22 protein-coding genes are annotated in these 20,148 nt (G+C 35.9%); 10 read left to right on the forward strand and 12 right to left on the reverse strand.

What is annotated here, in order from left to right; genetic code table 11:
- From R7Q39_RS20440 to R7Q39_RS20450, 3 genes are all read left to right on the forward strand, one after another.
- The coding region (locus tag R7Q39_RS20440) for a zinc ribbon domain-containing protein (RefSeq protein WP_318076725.1) at nt 1–210 on the forward strand (210 nt) is incomplete at its 5' end.
- Nucleotides 211–249: 39 nt separating this feature from the next.
- Nucleotides 250–888, forward strand: coding sequence for a hypothetical protein (locus tag R7Q39_RS20445; protein WP_318076726.1), 639 nt, complete (start codon nt 250–252; stop codon nt 886–888).
- A 101-nt stretch (nt 889–989) separates the two neighbouring features.
- Nucleotides 990–2,015, forward strand: coding sequence for a hypothetical protein (locus tag R7Q39_RS20450; RefSeq protein ID WP_318076727.1), 1,026 nt, complete (start codon nt 990–992; stop codon nt 2,013–2,015).
- Nucleotides 2,016–2,039: 24 nt separating this feature from the next.
- On the opposite strand, the gene R7Q39_RS20455 is transcribed toward R7Q39_RS20450, so the two are convergent.
- The gene (locus tag R7Q39_RS20455) at nt 2,040–2,891 is read right to left on the reverse strand and encodes a hypothetical protein (protein ID WP_318076728.1); all 852 of its coding nucleotides are present in this window, start codon (nt 2,889–2,891) and stop codon (nt 2,040–2,042) included.
- Between the two features lie 523 nt (nt 2,892–3,414).
- On the opposite strand from R7Q39_RS20455, the gene R7Q39_RS20460 reads away from it, so the two are divergent.
- Nucleotides 3,415–3,993: a hypothetical protein gene (locus tag R7Q39_RS20460; RefSeq protein WP_258636201.1), complete on the forward strand. Its 579-nt coding sequence runs from the start codon at nt 3,415–3,417 to the stop codon at nt 3,991–3,993.
- A gap of 30 nt (nt 3,994–4,023) precedes the next feature.
- On the opposite strand, the gene R7Q39_RS20465 is transcribed toward R7Q39_RS20460, so the two are convergent.
- From R7Q39_RS20465 to R7Q39_RS20500, 8 genes are all read right to left on the reverse strand, one after another.
- Complete coding sequence (locus R7Q39_RS20465; protein WP_318076729.1) at nt 4,024–4,323, reverse strand: hypothetical protein; 300 nt, start codon at nt 4,321–4,323, stop codon at nt 4,024–4,026.
- Between the two features lie 62 nt (nt 4,324–4,385).
- Nucleotides 4,386–5,633: a hypothetical protein gene (locus tag R7Q39_RS20470; RefSeq protein WP_318076730.1), complete on the reverse strand. Its 1,248-nt coding sequence runs from the start codon at nt 5,631–5,633 to the stop codon at nt 4,386–4,388.
- 11 nt (nt 5,634–5,644) lie between these two features.
- Nucleotides 5,645–5,965 (reverse strand): hypothetical protein, encoded by a 321-nt coding sequence (locus tag R7Q39_RS20475; RefSeq protein ID WP_045595353.1) that lies wholly within the window; start codon nt 5,963–5,965, stop codon nt 5,645–5,647.
- A gap of 180 nt (nt 5,966–6,145) precedes the next feature.
- Nucleotides 6,146–7,111 carry an SPFH domain-containing protein gene (locus tag R7Q39_RS20480; protein WP_318076731.1) on the reverse strand — a complete coding sequence of 322 codons (966 nt, stop codon included), beginning with the start codon at nt 7,109–7,111 and terminating at the stop codon, nt 6,146–6,148.
- Nucleotides 7,112–7,269: 158 nt separating this feature from the next.
- Nucleotides 7,270–7,686: a nucleoside-diphosphate kinase gene (ndk, locus tag R7Q39_RS20485; protein WP_053319179.1), complete on the reverse strand. Its 417-nt coding sequence runs from the start codon at nt 7,684–7,686 to the stop codon at nt 7,270–7,272.
- Between the two features lie 122 nt (nt 7,687–7,808).
- Nucleotides 7,809–9,446, reverse strand: a complete 1,638-nt coding sequence (locus tag R7Q39_RS20490) for a hypothetical protein (protein ID WP_318076732.1) — start codon at nt 9,444–9,446, stop codon at nt 7,809–7,811.
- A 65-nt stretch (nt 9,447–9,511) separates the two neighbouring features.
- On the reverse strand, nt 9,512–10,339 hold the full coding sequence (locus R7Q39_RS20495; RefSeq protein WP_318076733.1) for a hypothetical protein: 828 nt from the start codon (nt 10,337–10,339) through the stop codon (nt 9,512–9,514).
- A gap of 57 nt (nt 10,340–10,396) precedes the next feature.
- The gene (locus R7Q39_RS20500; protein ID WP_318076734.1) at nt 10,397–10,918 is read right to left on the reverse strand and encodes a hypothetical protein; all 522 of its coding nucleotides are present in this window, start codon (nt 10,916–10,918) and stop codon (nt 10,397–10,399) included.
- A gap of 481 nt (nt 10,919–11,399) precedes the next feature.
- Between R7Q39_RS20500 and traF the strand changes: the two genes are divergently transcribed.
- The 3 genes from traF to R7Q39_RS20515 all read left to right on the forward strand — a co-directional run bounded on the left by traF (nt 11,400) and on the right by R7Q39_RS20515 (nt 13,780).
- The gene (traF, locus tag R7Q39_RS20505) at nt 11,400–12,584 is read left to right on the forward strand and encodes a conjugal transfer protein TraF (protein ID WP_318076735.1); all 1,185 of its coding nucleotides are present in this window, start codon (nt 11,400–11,402) and stop codon (nt 12,582–12,584) included.
- A 195-nt stretch (nt 12,585–12,779) separates the two neighbouring features.
- Nucleotides 12,780–13,619 carry a metallophosphoesterase gene (locus R7Q39_RS20510; protein WP_318076736.1) on the forward strand — a complete coding sequence of 280 codons (840 nt, stop codon included), beginning with the start codon at nt 12,780–12,782 and terminating at the stop codon, nt 13,617–13,619.
- Nucleotides 13,616–13,780: a hypothetical protein gene (locus R7Q39_RS20515; protein ID WP_318076737.1), complete on the forward strand. Its 165-nt coding sequence runs from the start codon at nt 13,616–13,618 to the stop codon at nt 13,778–13,780. Before R7Q39_RS20510 ends, R7Q39_RS20515 begins: the two co-directional genes overlap by 4 nt.
- Before the next feature lie 23 nt (nt 13,781–13,803).
- Here the strand turns inward: R7Q39_RS20515 and R7Q39_RS20520 are convergent, their stop codons facing one another.
- Genes R7Q39_RS20520 through R7Q39_RS20530 form a run of 3 tightly spaced genes read right to left on the reverse strand, consistent with a single transcriptional unit; the run spans nt 13,804 to nt 17,878 of the window.
- Nucleotides 13,804–16,653 carry a hypothetical protein gene (locus tag R7Q39_RS20520; protein ID WP_318076738.1) on the reverse strand — a complete coding sequence of 950 codons (2,850 nt, stop codon included), beginning with the start codon at nt 16,651–16,653 and terminating at the stop codon, nt 13,804–13,806.
- A 12-nt stretch (nt 16,654–16,665) separates the two neighbouring features.
- A complete protein-coding gene (locus tag R7Q39_RS20525; protein WP_258636194.1) occupies nt 16,666–17,472 on the reverse strand; it encodes a hypothetical protein in 807 nt (268 codons plus the stop codon).
- Between the two features lie 52 nt (nt 17,473–17,524).
- Nucleotides 17,525–17,878 carry a hypothetical protein gene (locus R7Q39_RS20530; RefSeq protein WP_052697569.1) on the reverse strand — a complete coding sequence of 118 codons (354 nt, stop codon included), beginning with the start codon at nt 17,876–17,878 and terminating at the stop codon, nt 17,525–17,527.
- Nucleotides 17,879–18,002: 124 nt separating this feature from the next.
- Here R7Q39_RS20530 and R7Q39_RS20535 point away from each other — a divergent pair, with 124 nt between their 5' ends.
- The 3 genes from R7Q39_RS20535 to R7Q39_RS20545 all read left to right on the forward strand — a co-directional run bounded on the left by R7Q39_RS20535 (nt 18,003) and on the right by R7Q39_RS20545 (nt 20,148).
- Nucleotides 18,003–18,353 (forward strand): hypothetical protein, encoded by a 351-nt coding sequence (locus R7Q39_RS20535; protein WP_258636192.1) that lies wholly within the window; start codon nt 18,003–18,005, stop codon nt 18,351–18,353.
- A 131-nt stretch (nt 18,354–18,484) separates the two neighbouring features.
- A complete protein-coding gene (locus tag R7Q39_RS20540; RefSeq protein WP_258636191.1) occupies nt 18,485–18,892 on the forward strand; it encodes a LexA family protein in 408 nt (135 codons plus the stop codon).
- Nucleotides 18,889–20,148 (forward strand): Y-family DNA polymerase, encoded by a 1,260-nt coding sequence (locus R7Q39_RS20545; protein WP_258636189.1) that lies wholly within the window; start codon nt 18,889–18,891, stop codon nt 20,146–20,148. Before R7Q39_RS20540 ends, R7Q39_RS20545 begins: the two co-directional genes overlap by 4 nt.

Here is a 20,148-nt window from a genome sequence, read left to right on the forward strand (position 1 = left end):
AGTAGCGAATTTGTTGAAGTACCAACAAAGCAAGTTAAGCCAAGTCAAACCTGTCCAGACTGCGGAGCTAAGAAGAAAAAAACCTTAGCTGAACGCTGGCACTCATGCGATTGTGGCTGTGAGAAGCCCCGAGATGTAGCCAGTGCGCAAGTTAATTTAAACTGGGCGTTAGGTATTCAGGCTGGGAACCAGCCTAAAAAGGTAGCTTAGGCTTTCTTTTTGAAACTCCTTCAAAACGCGTAGCGTTTAGTGGGAGTTGTTCATAATGACCAGGAAACCGTTGAATACATAATCAATGTCATTACACCAAAAGAGGAAATATTCAGTTCTATCATAATCGAAGAAGATCCAAGTTTTCTAATAGGATTAAGAGATGGACATGAACCTGTTGAAAATATGCTTCCTGAGCACACGAGTAAAGTAGCAGGCTTGAAAACAAAACCAATACAATTTCATGAGCTTACACCTGAAAAACTCCAAGATTCAATCATGAATATGATGACTAGACAGGAGCCAATTTCCTTTTTATCTAAAGACGGTAGTTTTGAGGTAATCATCGGGAACTCTATGCCTCCGCTTGGGGTTAACTACTACCCATTAAGTGTTGATATTATGATCCGAGATATTGGTAATCAGAGATTCAATAAAGTATCCAGTGGACACGTAAATTATGAGAACCTTATGAGATTGTTAAGAGATGGTAAATCAGCTTTAAATGATAATCTTACGGAATACGATGAAGAGTACGTCGATAAAACTGAGTCATACGGTTTTGAAAAAGGAACAGATGGAGAGATATTGATCGGTTTGACTTTAGAAAGTGGAAACATCATTCAGATAGAGAAGAGAAATCCCGATCCACGGCTGTCTCAGGGGATTGATTTTTAATCAGTTTAAGCAGGCTTTGCCTGCTTTATTTTTTTATTGATATTTAAAACATCTAATGTATCATGGTAAAAAATAAATAATTAAATAATTAAAAACTTTTTATGAATGATATAATAAAAAGATTGCGATCTGAGTTCGGCATATATCGACAATCTCCTGTGGGAAAAAGGATAGGTTACAATTTTTGGTTTCATGTCTCTTATGCAGACTGCTTTGGTGTTGAAATTGAGAAATTCTTAAATTCACCCAAAATTGATTTCATGCCGACAATAATCAAAATTAACAATAAAACAAATGCAATATCATTAATTCAATGCGATGAATTTGACAGTCAAGATTGCCCTGTAATTGGCAAGGTTTTAACCTTCAAACAAGACGGATCTTGTAAGCTAACTAAGCAAAGCGAAAATCCTTTTATCTACCATCATAAATGGCTTTTTGTAGCCGATGATTACAATGGCTTTGACATAAATAAATCAAAATTGTACTCATATATATGGAAGTCCCTATTAGGTGTTGATCCGTCAGTATCCAGCATAATAGGCAGATATGACTGTTGGTGTGAAATCTTAAAAAAACACAAAATAGAAAATTTAACAAAACTCTGGCTTGACTGTGACCAAAAAGTATCATCAAAAAAAACATCTATGAATTCGAGAAATAAACCGAAAATATTTGGACTTGGGTGTGATTTGGGATTGTTTAGAGATAACACTGTCAACTTGGATATAGGGGGCGGTAAGTTTGAGACAGGTACAACGTTTCTATCTAAGATTGGAGTAACAAACTTAATTATCGATCCGTTTAACCGCCCTGTAATTGATAACGCAAATGCCATTATTCAATCCAAAAAACACGGTGTTGACACAGTTACAATTAGCAACGTGCTTAATGTAATAATTGAAGATACTGTGAAGCTAAAACTTATAGAACAAGCATTCGACGCTTTAAATTATGACGGAACGCTTTTGGTTACATGCTATGAAGGAAATCGCAGTGGTGTTGGTTGCTTTTCTTCTAAAGATAGCTGGCAGGAAAACAAAAAAACTGCTGAATACTTGCCTCTCATAAGTAAGATTTTTCCGAAATCTCACATTAAAAAGGGGCTAATCATAGCTAAAAAGTGAGCCTCAATTGAGGCTCATTTATCATTATAAATCATAGTCGAATAGAAGATTATAGTCGTGCGTATATATTACGGATTTTAGAATACATATTTCTTTTTCATTGACGCAGTCAAGTTGTAAAAGTGACTCGTAAATATTCATAAGAACATCACTGGTCTCAAGAGCTGTTAATTCAATCAGACCATTTTTATCTGTGCTTCGATAGACCTCAAAATCATCAGACGAATATTTGTCAGCAATGATTAGTGGAATGTAGAGTTTAATGTTATCGAGCAGCGTTTTCATGAAGTTGCTTCTATTCGTCGCAATCTCTATTGTTTCTAGACTATAAAATAATTCACTCAAAGACTCATGAGAACAATGTGAAATGGATTTAGAAATAATTGATTTAGCTTGCTTTATTAAATATTTAGAACGTGTTGATTGAATTGCTAATTCAGAGATTCGCTCATAAGATTCTTTTAATGCGATTAAGATTTTATCTTCTGAGTCAATGAGAGCATACTTAATATTGCGGGAAAGTTTTGATGCTAAGACGCTATATTGTTCTTCTTTGTGCATTAATAGATCAATGTTCTTCTGAGTATATCCGACTTTATCATTACTTATTTGAGCACCATAAACCTTTGAAATAGCATTAAGTTCCCTTATTACCTTAGCTTCCAACTCAGAAATCTTATATATAACATCTGTTTTAAAAAACTTACCCTCTGGTTTGTATGCTTTTATTGTTTCTATTAAGTTCAGTTCGGCTTGATCTATTACCTGGCTCACTAAGCATTTCGAGTTCACATCAATTTTTGTAAGTCGAAAGTCTGACTCATGAAGATGGAATGATTTGGATAGCGCAATAAATTGACTAATTTTACTGTTCATAGTGTTTTTACCTTTATTTATTATTGTTATTTGCAACTTCGATAGTAACAATTACTGGTTTAAAGGTAAAACCAAAAACACGATATTGAATTTAACAACTCATAAATTAGCCAGTTAATAAAATAATTAATAAAAAGTGTTGTATTATTTTAAAAATACTTGTATATTTTATTTAATGTATATCGGAACGCGGTTACATTTCTTTGTTATTTCATTTCTTTTCCTAGAGTTGGTCTTGCTGCTTAGCAGCAAGACTTTACTCTTTCTAAATGACTAAATATTCAATTCCTTGCACAGTGATAAGATACGTATTTATCTGAAATCTTTATCAGAATTGCCCAGTTTCCTTTACATGCATGATAAACAAAGAACGTTTGACCATTAAATTGTTTAGGCATATACTCGATGATTATCAACTCATATCAAACAAGGGTATATGATGATTTTGCATACATATGATCTCCTACGGAGTATACATGCTGTTAACGCAGCGTCTAAAGCAACTCTCAAGAACCCTTCCGAGATGACTGGTTTTCACAGAAAAGCAATTCGGCTAATGGATGAGCTAGGCATTGACTTCAATGATTTATACACATTGAAGAATCGAGGTATTGCTTTCGCATTGCAGGAAGGGATACTTCAATACCTATATCATCACAATAGCAAGCCTGTATATGCTGGTGTAGAGGATGGGTTTAAGTTTTTCTTCCATACCCCAACGGAAATGACACCAGATCCAAAATTGGACTTTGATGAAAACCTACACTTGAATCTGATTGAAAATCAACAGAACAACACATTTACCCCAGTGTCTTTGATAACTGCTATCAAAAATCTACAAAGCCTGCCTTCTGGACGAAGCAATACGTCAATGGACGATTTCAAACCAAATCCAGTCCGATACGAAGGTCAAGGTAAGCATAATATTGAAGCCGTAAACAAAAAGGTCATCAAAGAATATAAGGTAAATGGATTTAGTTTTTCTCAATTACTTGAGGAAAATGAGCTTGAACCAACCAGTTTCTACTCGGGGGAAACGAAACCTGGTCTTTATGGTCAGCACAGAGCGGGTCAGTTCAGGAATAGAAAGTACAACTATTGATAAATTGAGCCTGCTAAGCAGGCTCTTTTATTAGAACCATATGTACTGGTTCACTTTATCGAATTCAACATTGAAAACAAAGCCCTCGGATGTTGAGACTTCTAAAGCCAGAACAGGATCTATAATGTAATCCCCTATTACTATCCATTTTCTGTCTATAAGTCCCATTTCCGTTATCACTTTTCCGCTAACAATTTTCGTTACACTTGACAGTTCGAGACTTAAAGATTTCTTGAGATTATATCCAATTATCTCTACTGCATTCTCTGCAACGATATCTTGTGCGTTTTTAATGATATTAATTGTTAATTCTTCTAGCTTCTTTTTCATGCTCTTTCCTAAAATAGAAAAGCGCCAGCGATTAACTGGCGCTCTGATTTTAAATGATAAAATTAGTACAGAAATAGTTTGTCAAGCTGATCAACTGTTAGGGCTTCGTTATAGAAACCTTCTAGTTGAGCTTCTTTGCCATTTTCATAGATATAATTAGGCGATTCACTATCTGCACCTGAACCAACCAATCTATAAACAGGGTAGTATTTAAACATTTCATCACGATTGAAGATCCCTACTTTGCGTTTTATGGCATATACAAATCCTGACAATTCATAGCTATTTGCTGTTTTAAGAGTTGATGGCTGATTACTCGGGAACACTGGATTACAGTCAATTTCGTTGTTGTGATACAATCCCGAATTATTAGTCAATTTTTCACAGCTACTAAACTCACGGAAAACATGATAGTTATATGAGTTTCGTGGAGCTTTATTATTCGATTTAGCTGTCTTAACTACTTTATGGTTTACTACCTTAGTAGTATTTACTCCACTATCTAATTGCTCATTCTCAATATAGCTTCTAACTTTTCCAAGATCTGTTTCTTTGACTTTTACGTCATATGGAAAGAAGTCCACCTCTTTACCATAGAACTTGCTCAACATCTGTTCAAAATTCATTCCGTGTTTCTTGTAAAAATAGAATCCAGAATCTTTTGTGCTTTGTTGACTTGCATGATAGTAAATGCCATTTACACCCTTTTTCTTATAAATAGGGAAATAGTAATGATGTTCTTCATTTGATACTTGCCCTCTCATGAAAACCATAACAAAGCCTGATTTTAGCATTGTAGGATCATTTGAGAGTGAGTCCGAACCTTCAATTTCTACATTACATGAACCACCAATTCGACCAAATTCTTTGCCAAATGATTTGTAGCAATCTTCGATTTCATTGAATAGATAGAAGTTAAATGTTTTACGATCACTGAAAGCAAATTTCGTTTTTGAGTCTGCAATAACAATATCTACTGGCTTAACTGCCTTCGTCTCTTTAATTGACTTAACAATCTGTGGAGATACAGAAGGCTTCTTAGTTTCAGCTTTTAACTCTGTTATTTCAGGCTTAATCTCTTCAGATTGAACTTTGCTATTCAGCTTTTCATCGTTCTCAGGTTTGTCAAAGAGGGTGTTGATAAATAACCCAAGAATAACTGCTAAAATGCAGGTTGCTGCAACAGAAGCGATTACCTTCCCCTTATCCTTAAAAATCAATCTTCCAAGGATATCGTGTGATTGTTTCTCCCCCTCTATTAATCTTAGAGGGATGAGTAAAACCCAAATAATAAATAATGCGAAATTCATTGTAGCTCCATTTATTTCATCATTAATAACTTAATACATTTTAAATTAGCTAAAACATTTTTTTGTTCTTCGCTTAATTCAAATTCAGAAATGACAATGTATTCAGTGTCAGGCTCCAGGGATTCCGTAATTGAATTGACATCATCAGGATTGGTTAGGACAAGAAGGTGTTGAGTACATTGAGATACCTTAACACCATGCTTCACACCAAGCTTATACAGTTTGTAAAGCTCATTGCAGCTATACCCTACCCCCACCTGAACTTCTTCATGAGCGCCTGAAACTATTGCATTAGCAGCCTCAGCTTTCTCGTTCATATTAAAACGTTTCATGATTAACCTTTTTTATTCTTTTTAATAAAATCTTTGATGAGCAGATGACCATCTTTACAATGAAAATTGATGAAAAGAGTGTAATGAAAGCTAGCCAGATGATGCATTTCAAAGGAAAAATCAGTTGCTTAGTGTTCATGACTATTTAAGCCCTTGCAAAAGCAAGGGCTATACCTTTATTTATTCTTTATCAGCAGATTCAGGCACTTCTTCAACTTCACCTTCTGAATTAGAAGATTTTTGTGCTTTCTGAAGTTGCGAGGTTACTTTAGCTTGCAATCCCATTTCATTTGAAGCTTGGTTTGTACCCAATAGAACTAGGTTGCCATAACGTGCTGCTGTTGTAACAGAGTCGCGAGCATCCATCGCTTCCATTGACATCATCAGCATATTAATCTCTGATGCGTCAGTTGTTGACTGTTTGAACTTCTTCAGGTTTTCAACACATACTTGAGCGTAAGATTCTCTAGATTTAACCGCAGCTTTAGTACGCTCTTCAAGCGCACCAGCATCTGCACGAGCATCTGCCATTTTAAGTTCGTATTTAGCATCTTTTTCAATTTTTGCCGCTTCTAGTGTGCGCTTAGCAGCTACAACACGGTTTGAAGCATCACGCACTTCAGCAGGTAGTTTTGGGTCATCGATTTTAACATCAGTGATCTCATATCCGTACTGATTGTAGTTTTTGTTCAACTTGTCGATTAGATTCTTGGTCATTTCACCTTTACTGCTGTAAATGTCTTTTGTTTCCAAGGAATCACATTCGGAACAAGTCATTTGACGCAAATCAGACTTGATCAAGGATTCAGGATCGTCAAGGTCATAGCAAGCCTCTTGCATTTTATTCTTCATTACACGAACTGAAGCGTTAACTCTCATCCCAAGAATAACTTCATCTGCTGTTTTGACATCACAATCTTCTGTGATTTGGAAAATGTCAAACGACACATTGTCAGCCACACCCTGGATTGGAGCTGGAAGTTTAAAATAAATGCCTGGCTCAGAGATTTCACGGACAATTCGACCACCAAAAAAGTTTATTAACACACCTTGCTTTGGTTTTACAATCACGATCATTGAAGATAGAAGTGCAAGGACGACTAATGCAATAGCGCCAAACATCAAAATATTAGATAGTGAACCCATTTTATTTCCTTTATTTAATTAATTAAATTTGCATCCCAGTGTTATCACAAGGATTTTCTTTTGATTTAGGCAGATATTATATGTCGCCCCCCATCATGTCAATATTTTTTATAAACATAAAAAAAGGAGGCTTAAGCCTCCTAAAGTAATAGTTACTCTTATACAAAGAGCTTGGTTTTGAATAACTCAATCTCACGATTTGCTGACTCATCGCTATCAGAGCCATGTACGGAGTTTTCACTTTTAGTTTGAGCGTACTTAGCTCTCAACGTACCAGATTCTGCTTCTAGTGGGTTCGTAGCACCCATAAGACCACGGTATTTTAAAACAGCGTTTTCAGCTTCAATCACATACCCTACAACTTCGCCACTAGTCATGAATTCGATAAGCTCACCAAAGAAAGGTTTTTCCTTATGTTCCGCGTAGAACGTTTCCGCAGCATGTTTGGTCATAACACCACGCTTTAGTGCAACGAGCTTAAAGCCAGCATTTAAGATATCGGCTAGGATCGAAGAATCAAGATTTTCTTTTGTTGCATTTGGCTTAATCAAGCCGAAAGTTAAGGTACTTTTCATAGTTTTCACTTTTTATTACTTATTTAAATTACGTTTTGATGTTATATCTTTTGATCTAAAGGATCAATCCATAGAGTCGATATACGTAGGAATCAATGTTTAAGTGATTCATATTTAGGCAATCAAAGCGAATTCTGCACTTCTTGGTCTAAAATTTTACTTTGAATTTCGCCACCATCACCAAATAGAAGGTCATGTTGCTTATTCAATACACTTACGAAATCAAAGTTGCTTCCTTGTTCATAACCACAGATCTTTAGTCCATTCTCCTTAAGAACTCCAACAAGCGAAGGTGATACATTCTTTGGAACAATCGCAACAGAGAAATCGTTTAATCGAATAGGATTACTCATTTTTAACTCAAAGTAGGTATACGGAGCAACAATTAGACTATTTCTTAAATCATCGATTCTAGTTATAAGTTCATGCGGCAACTGGTCAACGAAAAAGCTTTCACGTAGTTCATCGTTAACTTCACACCGCGATTGAACAAGTGCTTCTGTAGCTACATTATTGTAAATTGATGACACATTTCCATTAGGATCTTTGAATTTGTAGTAAGCAGCTAATTCTTCGATTATCGCACTCAGTTCATCTTTAAGGCTCATGAAATACTCAGTTACTTCTTCTTCAGATTTTAACTGGTCTATGTGATTCTCGATTTCTTCTAGAGAGTGTAATCGCTCTTTTACTGATGCAGCAATCTTAACTATCGAAGTAGAAAACAAACTATCACATGTAATCAATTTTCTATTCATTTCTTTTGACAGGTTGTCTAGAGTCGCTAACTCTCTTTCTACTCCGTAGATCTCATCATGCGAAATATCTTCTTTGTCGTAATCTACATCATGCTCAGATGTTTTAAAGAAAAAGGCTTTTCCAAAGCCAGGCTCAATTGTTTTTGATACCCAGTCTTCAAAAGTTCCGCGTGGCACATGATTTTTGAAGTATTCCTCAAGATCGCTTATGTATTTCGACTCGTCAATTGAAGGTGTTCTTCTAAGGTGTTCTTTTAAATCATTCCTTGCATTGTCAAAATAGCTTACATAGAGCTTTGGAATCCCGTCATCAAAGTACATGCTGTTTTCTATGAATGCGTTTAACTTCCTAAGTTCAATCCTGTTTTTTCTTGAGTTGCCATCGCTTCCACCTATACTGCTTAGCATTTTCATTTTTAACTGCACGTCAGCCAGAAGGAGTTTTGATATTTCTTTATTAGCATCATCCTCAGGAAGATCTAAAACATTGTTATCAACAAGAGCTTCAATTGATTCATTAGATAAAAAAGGTATCTTTTTCTCCTTAGGGATCTCCTTAGGCTTACAGGGGTTGAGTATATTTTTCTCCTTCAAATAGAGTAATTTCACAGCAGGATTCTTAACCAACAAGTTTCTTGCTGAAATAGCTCCTTTTAATAACTCAGGATGTATAACTGTTTGGGTTTTATATTTCTCGCCAACATTAACCTGATTTGCTTGCAGGGCTGCGTCTAACCGATCATTTAATTGATCCCAGAATGAGTGATCCAATTCAAAAGATACATCTGGAAATACTGAGCTGTACACATCAATAGATGAAGCGTAATTATTGTTGAAATCAATTTTTTTAGGGTCAAGAAGTAGTACGCAAGAGCCATACTTAAAGAACTCTTGGTCTGAAGGGATGAAGCCAAGTGAAGGATTTGGAAGCCCTCCGATTAGGTTTGCGAACTCTAAATCACTTTCTGTTAAAGCGTGTGCTAATGCTATTCTTTTTTTCATTAATAATGACCATTATATTTATTTCTTCTAAAATTATAACATAATGGTCATTGGCAATTAAATAATTAAAGTTCTATAGATAGGCTGGTGCAATCTTCCTCAAGTTGACTTAATACCAAGGTAAAGCAGTCGTTATCGTTCACGTTGAATTCATGCCTTTTTAAGGCTGCGTATCCAAGTAAAATAGACTTTGCATCTCTTACTGTGTTTTTCTCAAGTGCAACATCTACAGCCGCTCTAACTATCATGTTAGGGTTATCTTCGAACTCTTTTACATCTAAAGCAGATATAACTTTTCTGGAGGTTATTTTATTCAAGCTTTCGCCACCAGGACATGCGAATTCTGAAGATATTAAGTGTGATTCATAATCTTCAAAAAGCACTCTAACCATGAAATCATTGTCATTAAGAATACTTACTCGAATATCATCATAATAAACAAAATCAGGGTGTTCTCCAGTTCTATAGTATTTAATAAGATCTTCAAACACAGAATTCCAGTCTGGTGCTTGCGATGATTCAGTAATTACATCAACAGGACATTCTATGAATTCAATTGGAAGTAAAGGAGCATCATCAATATCGCGGTTGATCATAAACAAGTGCTTATGACAAGTGATAGAGTCTTTAGCTATAAGTTTAAGGTATTCATTGGGTTTGCTGCGCTGTAGCTTGAATAAGCTACTTGCAATCATGGATTCAGCTAAATCTTTAAGATCTTTGGTTCCCATCAATACTGACTTGGTATTAATTAAGTTCAGATCTTTCTTGCATTTGCTCGAAGTGTGCTTTTCAATGGCGTGGTATTTTGAAAGCAGGCAATCGATGTCGATATCAACTGATGTGCTAACTCTAGCTTCATCTGATGAGTAGATAATCAGATTTAAAATCATAAAAAACATCCCTTTGCTTTCTTGAAAGGGATATTTATATCATAATATTAATCAGTTTCAAGAGTACTCGACTGAAATTTCATTAGTTTTTTCTCTTCTTACAAACTCAATACGTTTTTCAAGTGGGTAACTTTGCGAATATGGTGAAACAATTCCATCATGACCTAGCCAAGACCAAAGACGAGGATTTCCATATCTTGTTATTATTTCTGTTTTGTCATTACTATCTTGTAAATCGTAAACAAGCTCATTTTCCCCTTTGTTATGAAATATCCATAAATCAACGATAAATCTCTTATCTACTACAGCAAAGTAATGTTGATTTTCATCAGTTACGTTTGGATTCGAAACTATAGGGTTGTCGCCTCTGAAAAATCCGTAAACTTCGGCTTCACCTTTAAGCTTGTTTGCGACAAAACACGCACATTTAACACTGTCCGAGATATCATCCCCAGATGATAAGTATTTTGTCGCACTCACATTATCTGAACCTAGCACTGGTTCGCCACGCAAATTGCCAAAATAGATACCTATTGATTCTGGAGATTGAAACTGTTCTTTTAGGAATTTTTTATCCATTTTGTCATCTCCTAATCACACAAAAAATGTGACGAATATCTTTATTTAACTATAGCATGACAAATACAATATAAAAACTAAGTTGAATATTTTTATAATAATATTCTAGTGATCGGGATCGCATTTTTGCCACTTTATGGTAATTTTGATTTGATTTTATTTTCCATATGTTTTTATAGTTTTCGTTTTTTTATAAAAAAACTAAACCGTGAATTTTTTGTCTTTTGCACTCAAGCTGTTGATTTAACTCTACTAATAGAAACCAGGCTAAGTTTTGTTTTTATATTTATGTGATTATTAATTTAATTATAACTTTATTTATAAGAGTAAGCCAGATATGTTACATCAATGTTAACGGAAGGTTTCGGTTAAATTTTACTTGATTTTCTATGTTTTTAGTTATACATTGTTAAGAAATCAGGTAATGATTATTTATCAAACTAAATTGGTTTTTATTTACTATTAATTTATAGGTTCACAAATGAAGAAAGTATTACTTACATTGGCTGTCTCTGCCGCATTCTCATCACAAGCTTTTTCAGCAACAACCTTTGACGCTCGTTCAGTAGGTATGGGTGGAATCGGTGTTTCTACTTCAAACTACCTTATGGCACCATTCCACAACCCAGCCCTTGTAGCAAAATATGGCGATAGCGATGACGTGGGTATCTTGCTACCTTCTATCGGCGTCAATCTACAAGATAAGGGCGAAATGGTAGATGGTATTGATAGTGCTGTTGATGCCATTGACGCTTTAGAAGCGAACCGCACACAAGAGAACGCTTCAAATGTTGTTGATGCTCTTGCAGCGTTAAATCGTGATAGCGCTTATGTACAAGCTGGCGTTGGTATGGCAGTAGCAATTCCAAATAAATTTGTCTCTGTGAACTTGTTCACTCAAGGCTATGCAGACGCATTTGTTTACGCAGATGTCGCTGACAGTGATTTGAATGAATCGGATCTTCTTAACCCTTCTCACACATATGACTCTACAGCAACTGTCGCTGGTATCGCTGTTGTTGAATTTGGCGCAGCTCTAGCTAAAGAGTACAAACTAGAAAATAGTGTAATTTACTATGGTCTAACACCGAAAATCCAACAGGTGAAAACCATCAACTACGTTGCAGATATCAACAACTTTGAGTTTGATGATATGACAGATGATCAGTACCAGAATTCTGAAACAAGTTTTAACCTGGATGCTGGCGTTGCATATACAATGAATAACGGCTTGTCTCTTGGTCTTGTTGGTCGAAACTTAATTTCACAAAGTTATGATACCGTTGAGCTAGATGGTGTTAAAGCAAGCTATTCGATTAATCCTGTTTTCGTAGCAAGCGCAAGTTACAACTATAGCTGGTTCACAGTTGGTGCAGATATTGAGCTAAATGAAACAGAGCGATTCGAAGATATGTCTGGATTCATGAATTCAATTGATTCTTCATCAGATAACACTCAGCTAGCTGGAATTGGTATTGAACTAAATGCTTGGGACTGGGCGCAACTTCGTGCAGGCTACCAAACTGACATTGCCAACAATCTTGACGATCAATTCACAGCAGGCATCGGGCTTTCTCCATTTGGTACAGTTCGATTTGACCTAGCTGGCTCTTATGCTGGTGAAAATCAATTGGGTGTTTCACTACAAACATCTATGACATTCTAAAAGAAATCTCAATAAGTCTAATTTTTAATAGCCTTACATTGGTAAGGCTTTTTTTGTTCCATAAACTTAAACTAACTAAATACTAAGACTTTCAGACTTCCTCTGGTACAATAATATCATCTACAAATTTTAAGTATCTGATCATTTAGAATTCGGATATAGCGTATTCAGTAACGATTAAATGAGATAAATTTTATGAATGAATTTGTCAAACAACTGGATTTAAGCTCAGCGGAGAATATCTATATACCAGGAGATATTCACGGGGAGTTTAATTTTCTACAGTTAGCCCTCAATGAATTGGGGTTCTCTAATAAAGATCATTTACTACTAGTAGGTGATAATATTGACCGTGGCTCACAGAACTTGGAAATGATTACTTATTTACTAAGCATTGAAAATGGTCACTCCGTTGAAGGTAATCACGAAAGAATGGCTATCAACGCCTTTGTAAACAACGATAGAGCAAGTTATCATGCATGGTATCAAAGCGGTGGCGATTGGATTGATAAATATCCTGACTGCATGACCAAGTACATGCTTTCTAAGCTCAATGGTCAATTACCATATTGTATTGAATTTGAGTTCTTAGGTAAAAAGATTGCAGTTTCTCACGCTTCAATTCCTGATTACGACTACTTAGAACTTAATAAACAGGGTGCATCCAAGAGAAATATTGACTTGTTAACAAGCCATCACGAAGAGTTTGTTGAATATGGTGTTTTAAAGAACGAACATCATAACGTTCCTGTAAAGGGCTTGGATCTTGCAATTCATGGTCATACTGGGGTTTCTAAACCTGTAATGGTTCATAATCGAATTTACCTGGATACAGGCTTGAGCAAAGACGCTGGTATTGGCGAAGGTTCGAAGAACTTCCTCAGTATTTTATGTTTCAACAAAACCAAGGGTGTATCACTCGTACACTTCAAAAGAAACCTTTTTATGAAAGAGATTGAGTGGCTGGAAGATGTTGATAATGAAAAGACATACGAACAACTACATAATCTAGGTTTTAAGGTAGATCCAAAATGAATATTGACGATATAGTTATTATTGATGAATACGAAACTTTGATTGATAAGTCATTTTCAAAGCAAGATGATGGAAAATCTGTTTTTTTGGATAATAAAGCCTCTAAAGAAATCATGATTCAGAAAAAGTCAGAAATAAAACAAAAGAAGAGTAAAAAATAAGTGGAGCCATGCTCCACTTATTGTTAGAAAGATAACGCCTCTTTCAATTTATCACCAATCCCTTTATTTTCTTCTTCCTGAACTCTTCTTTTATACTCTTGGGTAATAACGTGAGTTATATATGGTTCAGTTTGTTCTTTAACCGCAGTACCGAAGTAATCCCAACCTGTATTCGTAGCTTTCAAAGGTAAGCCCATTTTTTCAGCGTAAGGGACTACCAGCTTTCTGAATAATAACTCAGGGTCTCGAAGCATATTATCTGTTATTTTGAATCCCATTTGATTCTCAATAACTGAGTAGTCTTTTTTATAGTTACAAATCGCCATTTCGTTAGCCAATGCCTGTAATGCATCGTACTCATCGTCATGCCTTTCAAATGTTCGCTTAGAGAATGCGTATAACTCAAAATCCTTCGCTATTTCCGCCTGCTTTTTAAGCATAAAATCGATAGACTTTAGCTTAAACTCAATGTTTTTCTCAAGTGCTTTAATTTTTATTTTGTTAACAAAACCCCCATTCTCTTTTTGAAGATTGAGTATATGGATTTTGTCCTGCTCTGTTTCTTCAGCAGCCTTATATATCGCATCACGATTTTTATGGAGTTCAGTAACCATTATTGCATAAGATTTATATCTTGTATGAGCATTTGATAATGCTTCAGCCCTCTTAAATACATCATCAGTAAACTTTTCCTTGTTACCAATAACCATGTCACCATTTAACTCTTTGTTGACTTTATTTAGGCTTTTAATCAAGGAGCTTACCAATTTCTTTGGACTCATTCTTTTCGCTTGTTCTGCCAATAATATTTCGCTGCTTACATCCATAAAATCCGTAAAATCGTCTTTAGTAATTATGTCTTTTATGTACTTATCAAAAATGTCAGGGTGTTTTGCTTCTCTATACATTTGAGCTACAACTGCTAAAGTTGTAATAGCAGGAGCATCGAGTTTTTTAACGGCTTCAATTACCTTATTTTTTCCAAGTCTTGAAAAAATACCTGATATATTATTATCCATTTGGTTATTAAACACCCTGTTAATTTCTATATCTTTTTCACTTAGGTATTTTTTAACCATTTTCCAAGAACCAGAACTTGTCATGTTGAAATACTTATCCTTACCCTCTTTCATATGTAAGTATTTTCCAACTGACACCACCAGCAATGAACCAACAGTTAAAAATGCAGCAGGAGCAAAATAAGTACTGCTTTGCAATGCGTTAACAGCATTATTAAAGTTTGTCATTACAGCATCAGGATTTCTTATATAAGTGAAAAACTCAGTAAGAATATTTCCGTAGTTAATTGGAGCGCTTATGTAATCTGCATCTTTCACTGATGTGGCAGACTGAGCTATATTTGCAACCACATTCATCCCTACAGCGATGTTTATGCTATTTCGGATAAACATGTCTTGTCTTTGATATGCCCTATCTCTTATTACTTGATCGCTATGAATTTTTCCGTCCCGATCAATTTTGACATCAGCACTATTGTCTATTTGTTTCTTAATGTGCTCACCGAAGTGTTCCCTTGTCGCAATCGATAGGTAATCAAGCATTCCATGTTCCATAGAGATATTTTCATCTGGCAGGATCTTTTTAACTGCTCGCTCATAGAAAAATTTAGGGTCTGCATATTGAGAAGCGCGAATCTTATGCTTACTATCGTTTGCTCCTACAAGATCTTTATAATTCTCTGTGGACAAAGTAATTATATCGTGCCTAACCAACCATGCTTGATGTTGCAATTGAGAATACTCTTCACCATTATACTTTACTTTGTCTGTTATAGACTCAAAGTATTCCAGTTCAGAAACAATGTCATCAAGCTCAGACTTGTCTGCTTCACCTTTGAGCACTCTCCCTTGCATCTCATAAGCCATAGCCACTAGATTAGCAAAAGAATGATATACAATGTGCTTATTGTGAAGCTCTGAGAGTCTGTCGAATATTTCATTATACGCTTTAGTGTTTGAAGTGATTTTATCCTTTGTAGGATCACTCTCTAATTGCTTATTAAGAATTTCAACATACATGTCAATTACTGACCTGAATGAATACCCTCGTTCCAAGCACTCTTCTATCACTTCTGGCTTGATAGCCTGCATGATAGCTTCAAAATCCTCGTATCCCTCACCAGTAATCCTTTGTAGGGTTTCACGCATGAATTTTTGCTCTTTATTTGGGGTTCCTGTAATAGCGCCAGAAAACTCAGATACAAATCTGAGAGAGAGCAACTCGTGCGCCTCTAGATCCTTAAAAACACTCTTGATTCTCTTACCAAGTCTAGGGATTTTTCTGAGCGATATTGATAGCCCGTTAGAGCCACCTAGAAGGTCATCAACGGATTTTTTGTATGCCTCTGCCTCGCCCTCTTGAAAGCTTCTTTGAAAATGTTCCCAAGATTTATTCTTATAGTGAACTAATGGTCTATTTTCGTCGTCAATGTGTTTTATTGACATACCAATTGCCATCGTGAGACTTGCAGCCGATGCCAAAATCCCTGCAACTGCAAGAGGATTACTTGTTAATGAGATAAAATTCCCCATTTTATAGCTTAAATAATCCATAAAAGTGGGATCTATCGGGCAATATCCGATATGTTCACCGAAGTAGATAGGATCTTCATTTTTAGTTGAGTTTGCAACGCTAACAATGCCTTTCCCCGCTTCTTGAATTAATGATGGAATATTCCAATCTGCAAAAAATGGCTTAAGATCAGCATAGCCTGGATTAGCATTTATGTATGATTTAAGGTTAGACGCGAGTATTAGCATACCAAATGGTAATACCTTCCAACTCCCATCAACAATTTTTTCTCTTACTGTTTTTTTCTCGTCTATAGATATGCTGTATTTGTTATTGTTCATTGTTTTTCCTAACTACATATTTAGCGCAAAGTCTTTTTTTACTTTCAATTTTGGCGTGTGCTCATTCATGATTGTGCTGAATCTATTTATGGTATCTGAGTACTCATTGTACTTTTCAGGCCAATGACTAACTGCAAACACTTCCGCAAATGCTTCTGAAGACCCACTAAGAGATTCAGTAAACGAGTATTTGGTTGTCCTATACCAATCATCAGAGAACGATTCAGGTAATCCAAACTTATTCTCATATCTATGACCAAGCTCATGAACCAGTAAATATCTCATATGACCATATAATTCATTATCAGAAAGTGATGTGTGTTTAATTAAAACCTCATCATTTTCTGAATCGTATTTAGCTAGAGAGCGAATATCCTTAGCACCAACAAAAGAAATTTTCACACTTCCTTCCATAGCTCTGGCATGGAATCCGTCTAGTGAATTTATTGTTTGAACCAAATCTTTGCACTTCGCAAGAAATGCCTTTTCAGAAAGCGGGCTTTTGTTCGAAAACTCAATATTTCTGTATTTAAAAACATTATTTTTTTCGTTTTTAATGAAGCTGTCCACTATGCTCTCTATTTCTATTTCGTCCCAATACGTAAGCACGGCTTTGATATTGCTACCATGAAGACCATATTGTTGAAACATATCAACTTCACTTTTAATACTTTTTAATTTTGACAAGTTTTCTTTTTGCCCCTTTGGACATCTACCAGTTAAAGGAAAATGCTCTATCCACTCTTTCATTTCATGGATTCTAGATTCATTATAATCAAGAAGGCTCTTACCTTTTTCTTTTAACTCTTCTTTATTCATTTTTTCAGCCAGACTTTTTATTTGTTAAATTATATCACACTTTTTCAGCTAGCTAGAAAGAGTAATTTATAGATAGCATATTAGCATCGCCAATTTTACTCATGCCGATCTTGAATCCAAGCTCATCACCAATGACGGTTCCTACCGCGCAACCAACCAAGTTCATCACCATGTCATTTGTATCAAATCCACCGTAATCAACTTCGTCGTACAGTTCTTTTGCCACACCTACTGCTGCGCAAGTATAAAATCCAGAATCCTTATCTTCAAAGAAAGACTGCGAAGCAAATCCTATCGCGGTAGACGCACCAAAATGTAATATTTTGTCATCATCGACATTTGCTGATAGGGCATTTGATGCGAATACAAGTGATAGTGACAATGTGAGTGTCTTTAATATTTTCATTTTTAATCCTTTATTGAGTATTTAGGCTTGATTTTTGACTTTTTTCTGTCAGTATCTTTTTTAATTAACAAACAAAATCATTTTTTTATTCAATCATTATAATATCTATGAGAGCTACAGATCTATGAATAATATTGATATTGATGCAGTAAAATCAAACCTATCTATCTATGCAAGAGATATGCTTTCAGACCGTAGAAACTTCATGGTTTTTCTACTGCTCTCTTCTGCTGATGAACAGTGTATATTATCCGAGCATCCTCTAACCCCTGACAACTTCCTATCTATAATTGATAATTATGTCAGCGTCTACGCCTATGTATCGGATTCTCTCAACAACAGCCCTGGTTCTTCTATTACACCTAGTCCAGAACTACTAAATATCGTCAAACAATATGTCGGAGATGTACCATTCTCGGTCAGAAAGAACATTTCAATCCAATTAAAGGTAGAGAAAACCGTTTCATTTAGTTAACGGCAAAGGAAACCCATCGATGATTGTCTGCGTAAGCAGACTTCATATTACAATTTCTGATGCTTTTCATGTTTGCAGTTACAGGTTCGTGATAGTACACTTAACACTGTGTATCCATACAGTATTTTATCATGAACATCATCCCATTCAAAGCTTCTGCTGGAATCACTGGGTTTGAATCCCCAGCCAATGATTACCATACTTCGTCACTCAGCTTAGATGACCTTCTAATTCATAACCCTAACTCAACCTGGATAGGCTGTGCTAACGGCGATTCTATGGAGGGTGTGGGGATCTACAATAATGATCTTCTAATCGTGGATAGAAGCAAAGTTGCAACTCATCATTCCGTTATAGTTGCGACACTGAATGGCGAATTTGTTTGTAAAATATGGGATGAAAAGCGACATCTACTGCTTTCTGCTAACGATAAATACCAAGCTGTCCCTGTCACCGAATACGACTCTTTTTCTTTCGAAGGGGTTGTTATACATTCAATCCGCACTCACTCTCAATCAGCATTGGAGCTGTTTAAATGACCTATGCTTTGGTTGATGCAAATTCATTTTACGCGAGTTGTGAATCTGTTTTTAGACCTGATTGGAGAGGGAAACCCATCATTGTGTTGAGTAACAATGATGGTTGTATTGTTGCGGCTAACAGGCAGGCAATCGAGTTAGGAATAAAGAAATTTGAACCCTACTTCAGAGTTAAAGATATGTGTGAGCTTAAAGGCATCATAGCTCTTTCATCCAACTACGAGCTTTACTCCGACCTCTCAATGAAAATGATGGGGGTAATTGGTAGGTTTGCGCCTGAGCAATATATATACAGTATTGATGAGTCCTTTGTATCATTCAAAAGGACTTATCCCGCAATTCCATGCTTGCTAACTCATTGCATGAACTTGAGAAGGGCTGTTTGGAAAGAGTGTAGACTACCTGTAGCTGTAGGGGTTTCTAAGACGCTTACACTAGCTAAGATTGCGAACCATGCTGCTAAGAAGTTGGGGTATAGAGGGGTTTGTGTACTTGAAGAAAATAAGGAAATTGAAGCTGTTTTAAAGCAGCTTCCCGTTTCTTCTGTATGGGGCATAGGAAGTCAGCTATCATTCAGAATGAAGTTAATGGGAATTAATACTGCTTGGGATTTGGCAAGCGCCCCAATTGACAAAATTAAGAGAAACTTCAGTGTGGATGTTGAACGAACGGTTAGAGAACTTAATGGTCAGGAGTGCTTATATTGGGACTCAGTTCGTCCAGCTAAAAGGCAGATTTTCTCAACTAGAAGTATGGGAGAGAGGATTACAGACCAGATTAGCCTCGAACAAGCGTTGACTAAACACGCTTGCATAGCTGCAAAAAAAGCCAGAGAACAAGGTTCTTTGTGCAAGACAATCATGTTTTTTGCTGGCAATTCACCACATGATGAATCACACCGAAGCTTTAGATTTTTACATGAGTTCACGTTTCCGACTTCTGATTCCCTTCATCTTTCACAGGTAGCTACACGCGCAGCAGAGGCATTATTTCAAGAGGGTATTCGCTATTACAAGATCGGTGCTGGCTTGATTAGCCTTATCGATGGGAATCACTATCAAAATGACCTTTTCAACGAAAAACCAGTTAATGACGAATTGATGCATGTACTTGATTCTATAAACCACAAATATGGATCTGACACCCTTTTCGTTGGGTCTCAAGGTATCAACCCAAAGTGGGGAATGAGAAGGGATATGCTAACACCTCGATATACAACACAGTGGAGCGATATCCCAAGAATAAAATGCTCATAA

The sequence above is a fragment of the Vibrio sp. 947 genome (assembly GCF_033339115.1).
Taxonomy (GTDB): Bacteria; Pseudomonadota; Gammaproteobacteria; order Enterobacterales; family Vibrionaceae; genus Vibrio; species Vibrio alginolyticus.

Bases quoted from the DNA above. Each gene is read 5' to 3' on its own strand.
- R7Q39_RS20450 (WP_318076727.1), top strand. From the start codon at position 990: ATGAATGATATAATAAAAAGATTGCGATCTGAGTTCGGCATATATCGA.
- R7Q39_RS20455 (WP_318076728.1), bottom strand. From the start codon at position 2,891: ATGAACAGTAAAATTAGTCAATTTATTGCGCTATCCAAATCATTCCAT.
- R7Q39_RS20460 (WP_258636201.1), top strand. From the start codon at position 3,415: ATGACTGGTTTTCACAGAAAAGCAATTCGGCTAATGGATGAGCTAGGC.
- R7Q39_RS20465 (WP_318076729.1), bottom strand. From the start codon at position 4,323: ATGAAAAAGAAGCTAGAAGAATTAACAATTAATATCATTAAAAACGCA.
- R7Q39_RS20470 (WP_318076730.1), bottom strand. From the start codon at position 5,633: ATGAATTTCGCATTATTTATTATTTGGGTTTTACTCATCCCTCTAAGA.
- R7Q39_RS20475 (WP_045595353.1), bottom strand. From the start codon at position 5,965: ATGAAACGTTTTAATATGAACGAGAAAGCTGAGGCTGCTAATGCAATA.
- R7Q39_RS20480 (WP_318076731.1), bottom strand. From the start codon at position 7,111: ATGGGTTCACTATCTAATATTTTGATGTTTGGCGCTATTGCATTAGTC.
- ndk (WP_053319179.1), bottom strand. From the start codon at position 7,686: ATGAAAAGTACCTTAACTTTCGGCTTGATTAAGCCAAATGCAACAAAA.
- R7Q39_RS20490 (WP_318076732.1), bottom strand. From the start codon at position 9,446: ATGAAAAAAAGAATAGCATTAGCACACGCTTTAACAGAAAGTGATTTA.
- R7Q39_RS20495 (WP_318076733.1), bottom strand. From the start codon at position 10,339: ATGATTTTAAATCTGATTATCTACTCATCAGATGAAGCTAGAGTTAGC.
- R7Q39_RS20500 (WP_318076734.1), bottom strand. From the start codon at position 10,918: ATGGATAAAAAATTCCTAAAAGAACAGTTTCAATCTCCAGAATCAATA.
- traF (WP_318076735.1), top strand. From the start codon at position 11,400: ATGAAGAAAGTATTACTTACATTGGCTGTCTCTGCCGCATTCTCATCA.
- R7Q39_RS20510 (WP_318076736.1), top strand. From the start codon at position 12,780: ATGAATGAATTTGTCAAACAACTGGATTTAAGCTCAGCGGAGAATATC.
- R7Q39_RS20515 (WP_318076737.1), top strand. From the start codon at position 13,616: ATGAATATTGACGATATAGTTATTATTGATGAATACGAAACTTTGATT.
- R7Q39_RS20520 (WP_318076738.1), bottom strand. From the start codon at position 16,653: ATGAACAATAACAAATACAGCATATCTATAGACGAGAAAAAAACAGTA.
- R7Q39_RS20525 (WP_258636194.1), bottom strand. From the start codon at position 17,472: ATGAATAAAGAAGAGTTAAAAGAAAAAGGTAAGAGCCTTCTTGATTAT.
- R7Q39_RS20530 (WP_052697569.1), bottom strand. From the start codon at position 17,878: ATGAAAATATTAAAGACACTCACATTGTCACTATCACTTGTATTCGCA.
- R7Q39_RS20535 (WP_258636192.1), top strand. From the start codon at position 18,003: ATGAATAATATTGATATTGATGCAGTAAAATCAAACCTATCTATCTAT.
- R7Q39_RS20540 (WP_258636191.1), top strand. From the start codon at position 18,485: ATGAACATCATCCCATTCAAAGCTTCTGCTGGAATCACTGGGTTTGAA.
- R7Q39_RS20545 (WP_258636189.1), top strand. From the start codon at position 18,889: ATGACCTATGCTTTGGTTGATGCAAATTCATTTTACGCGAGTTGTGAA.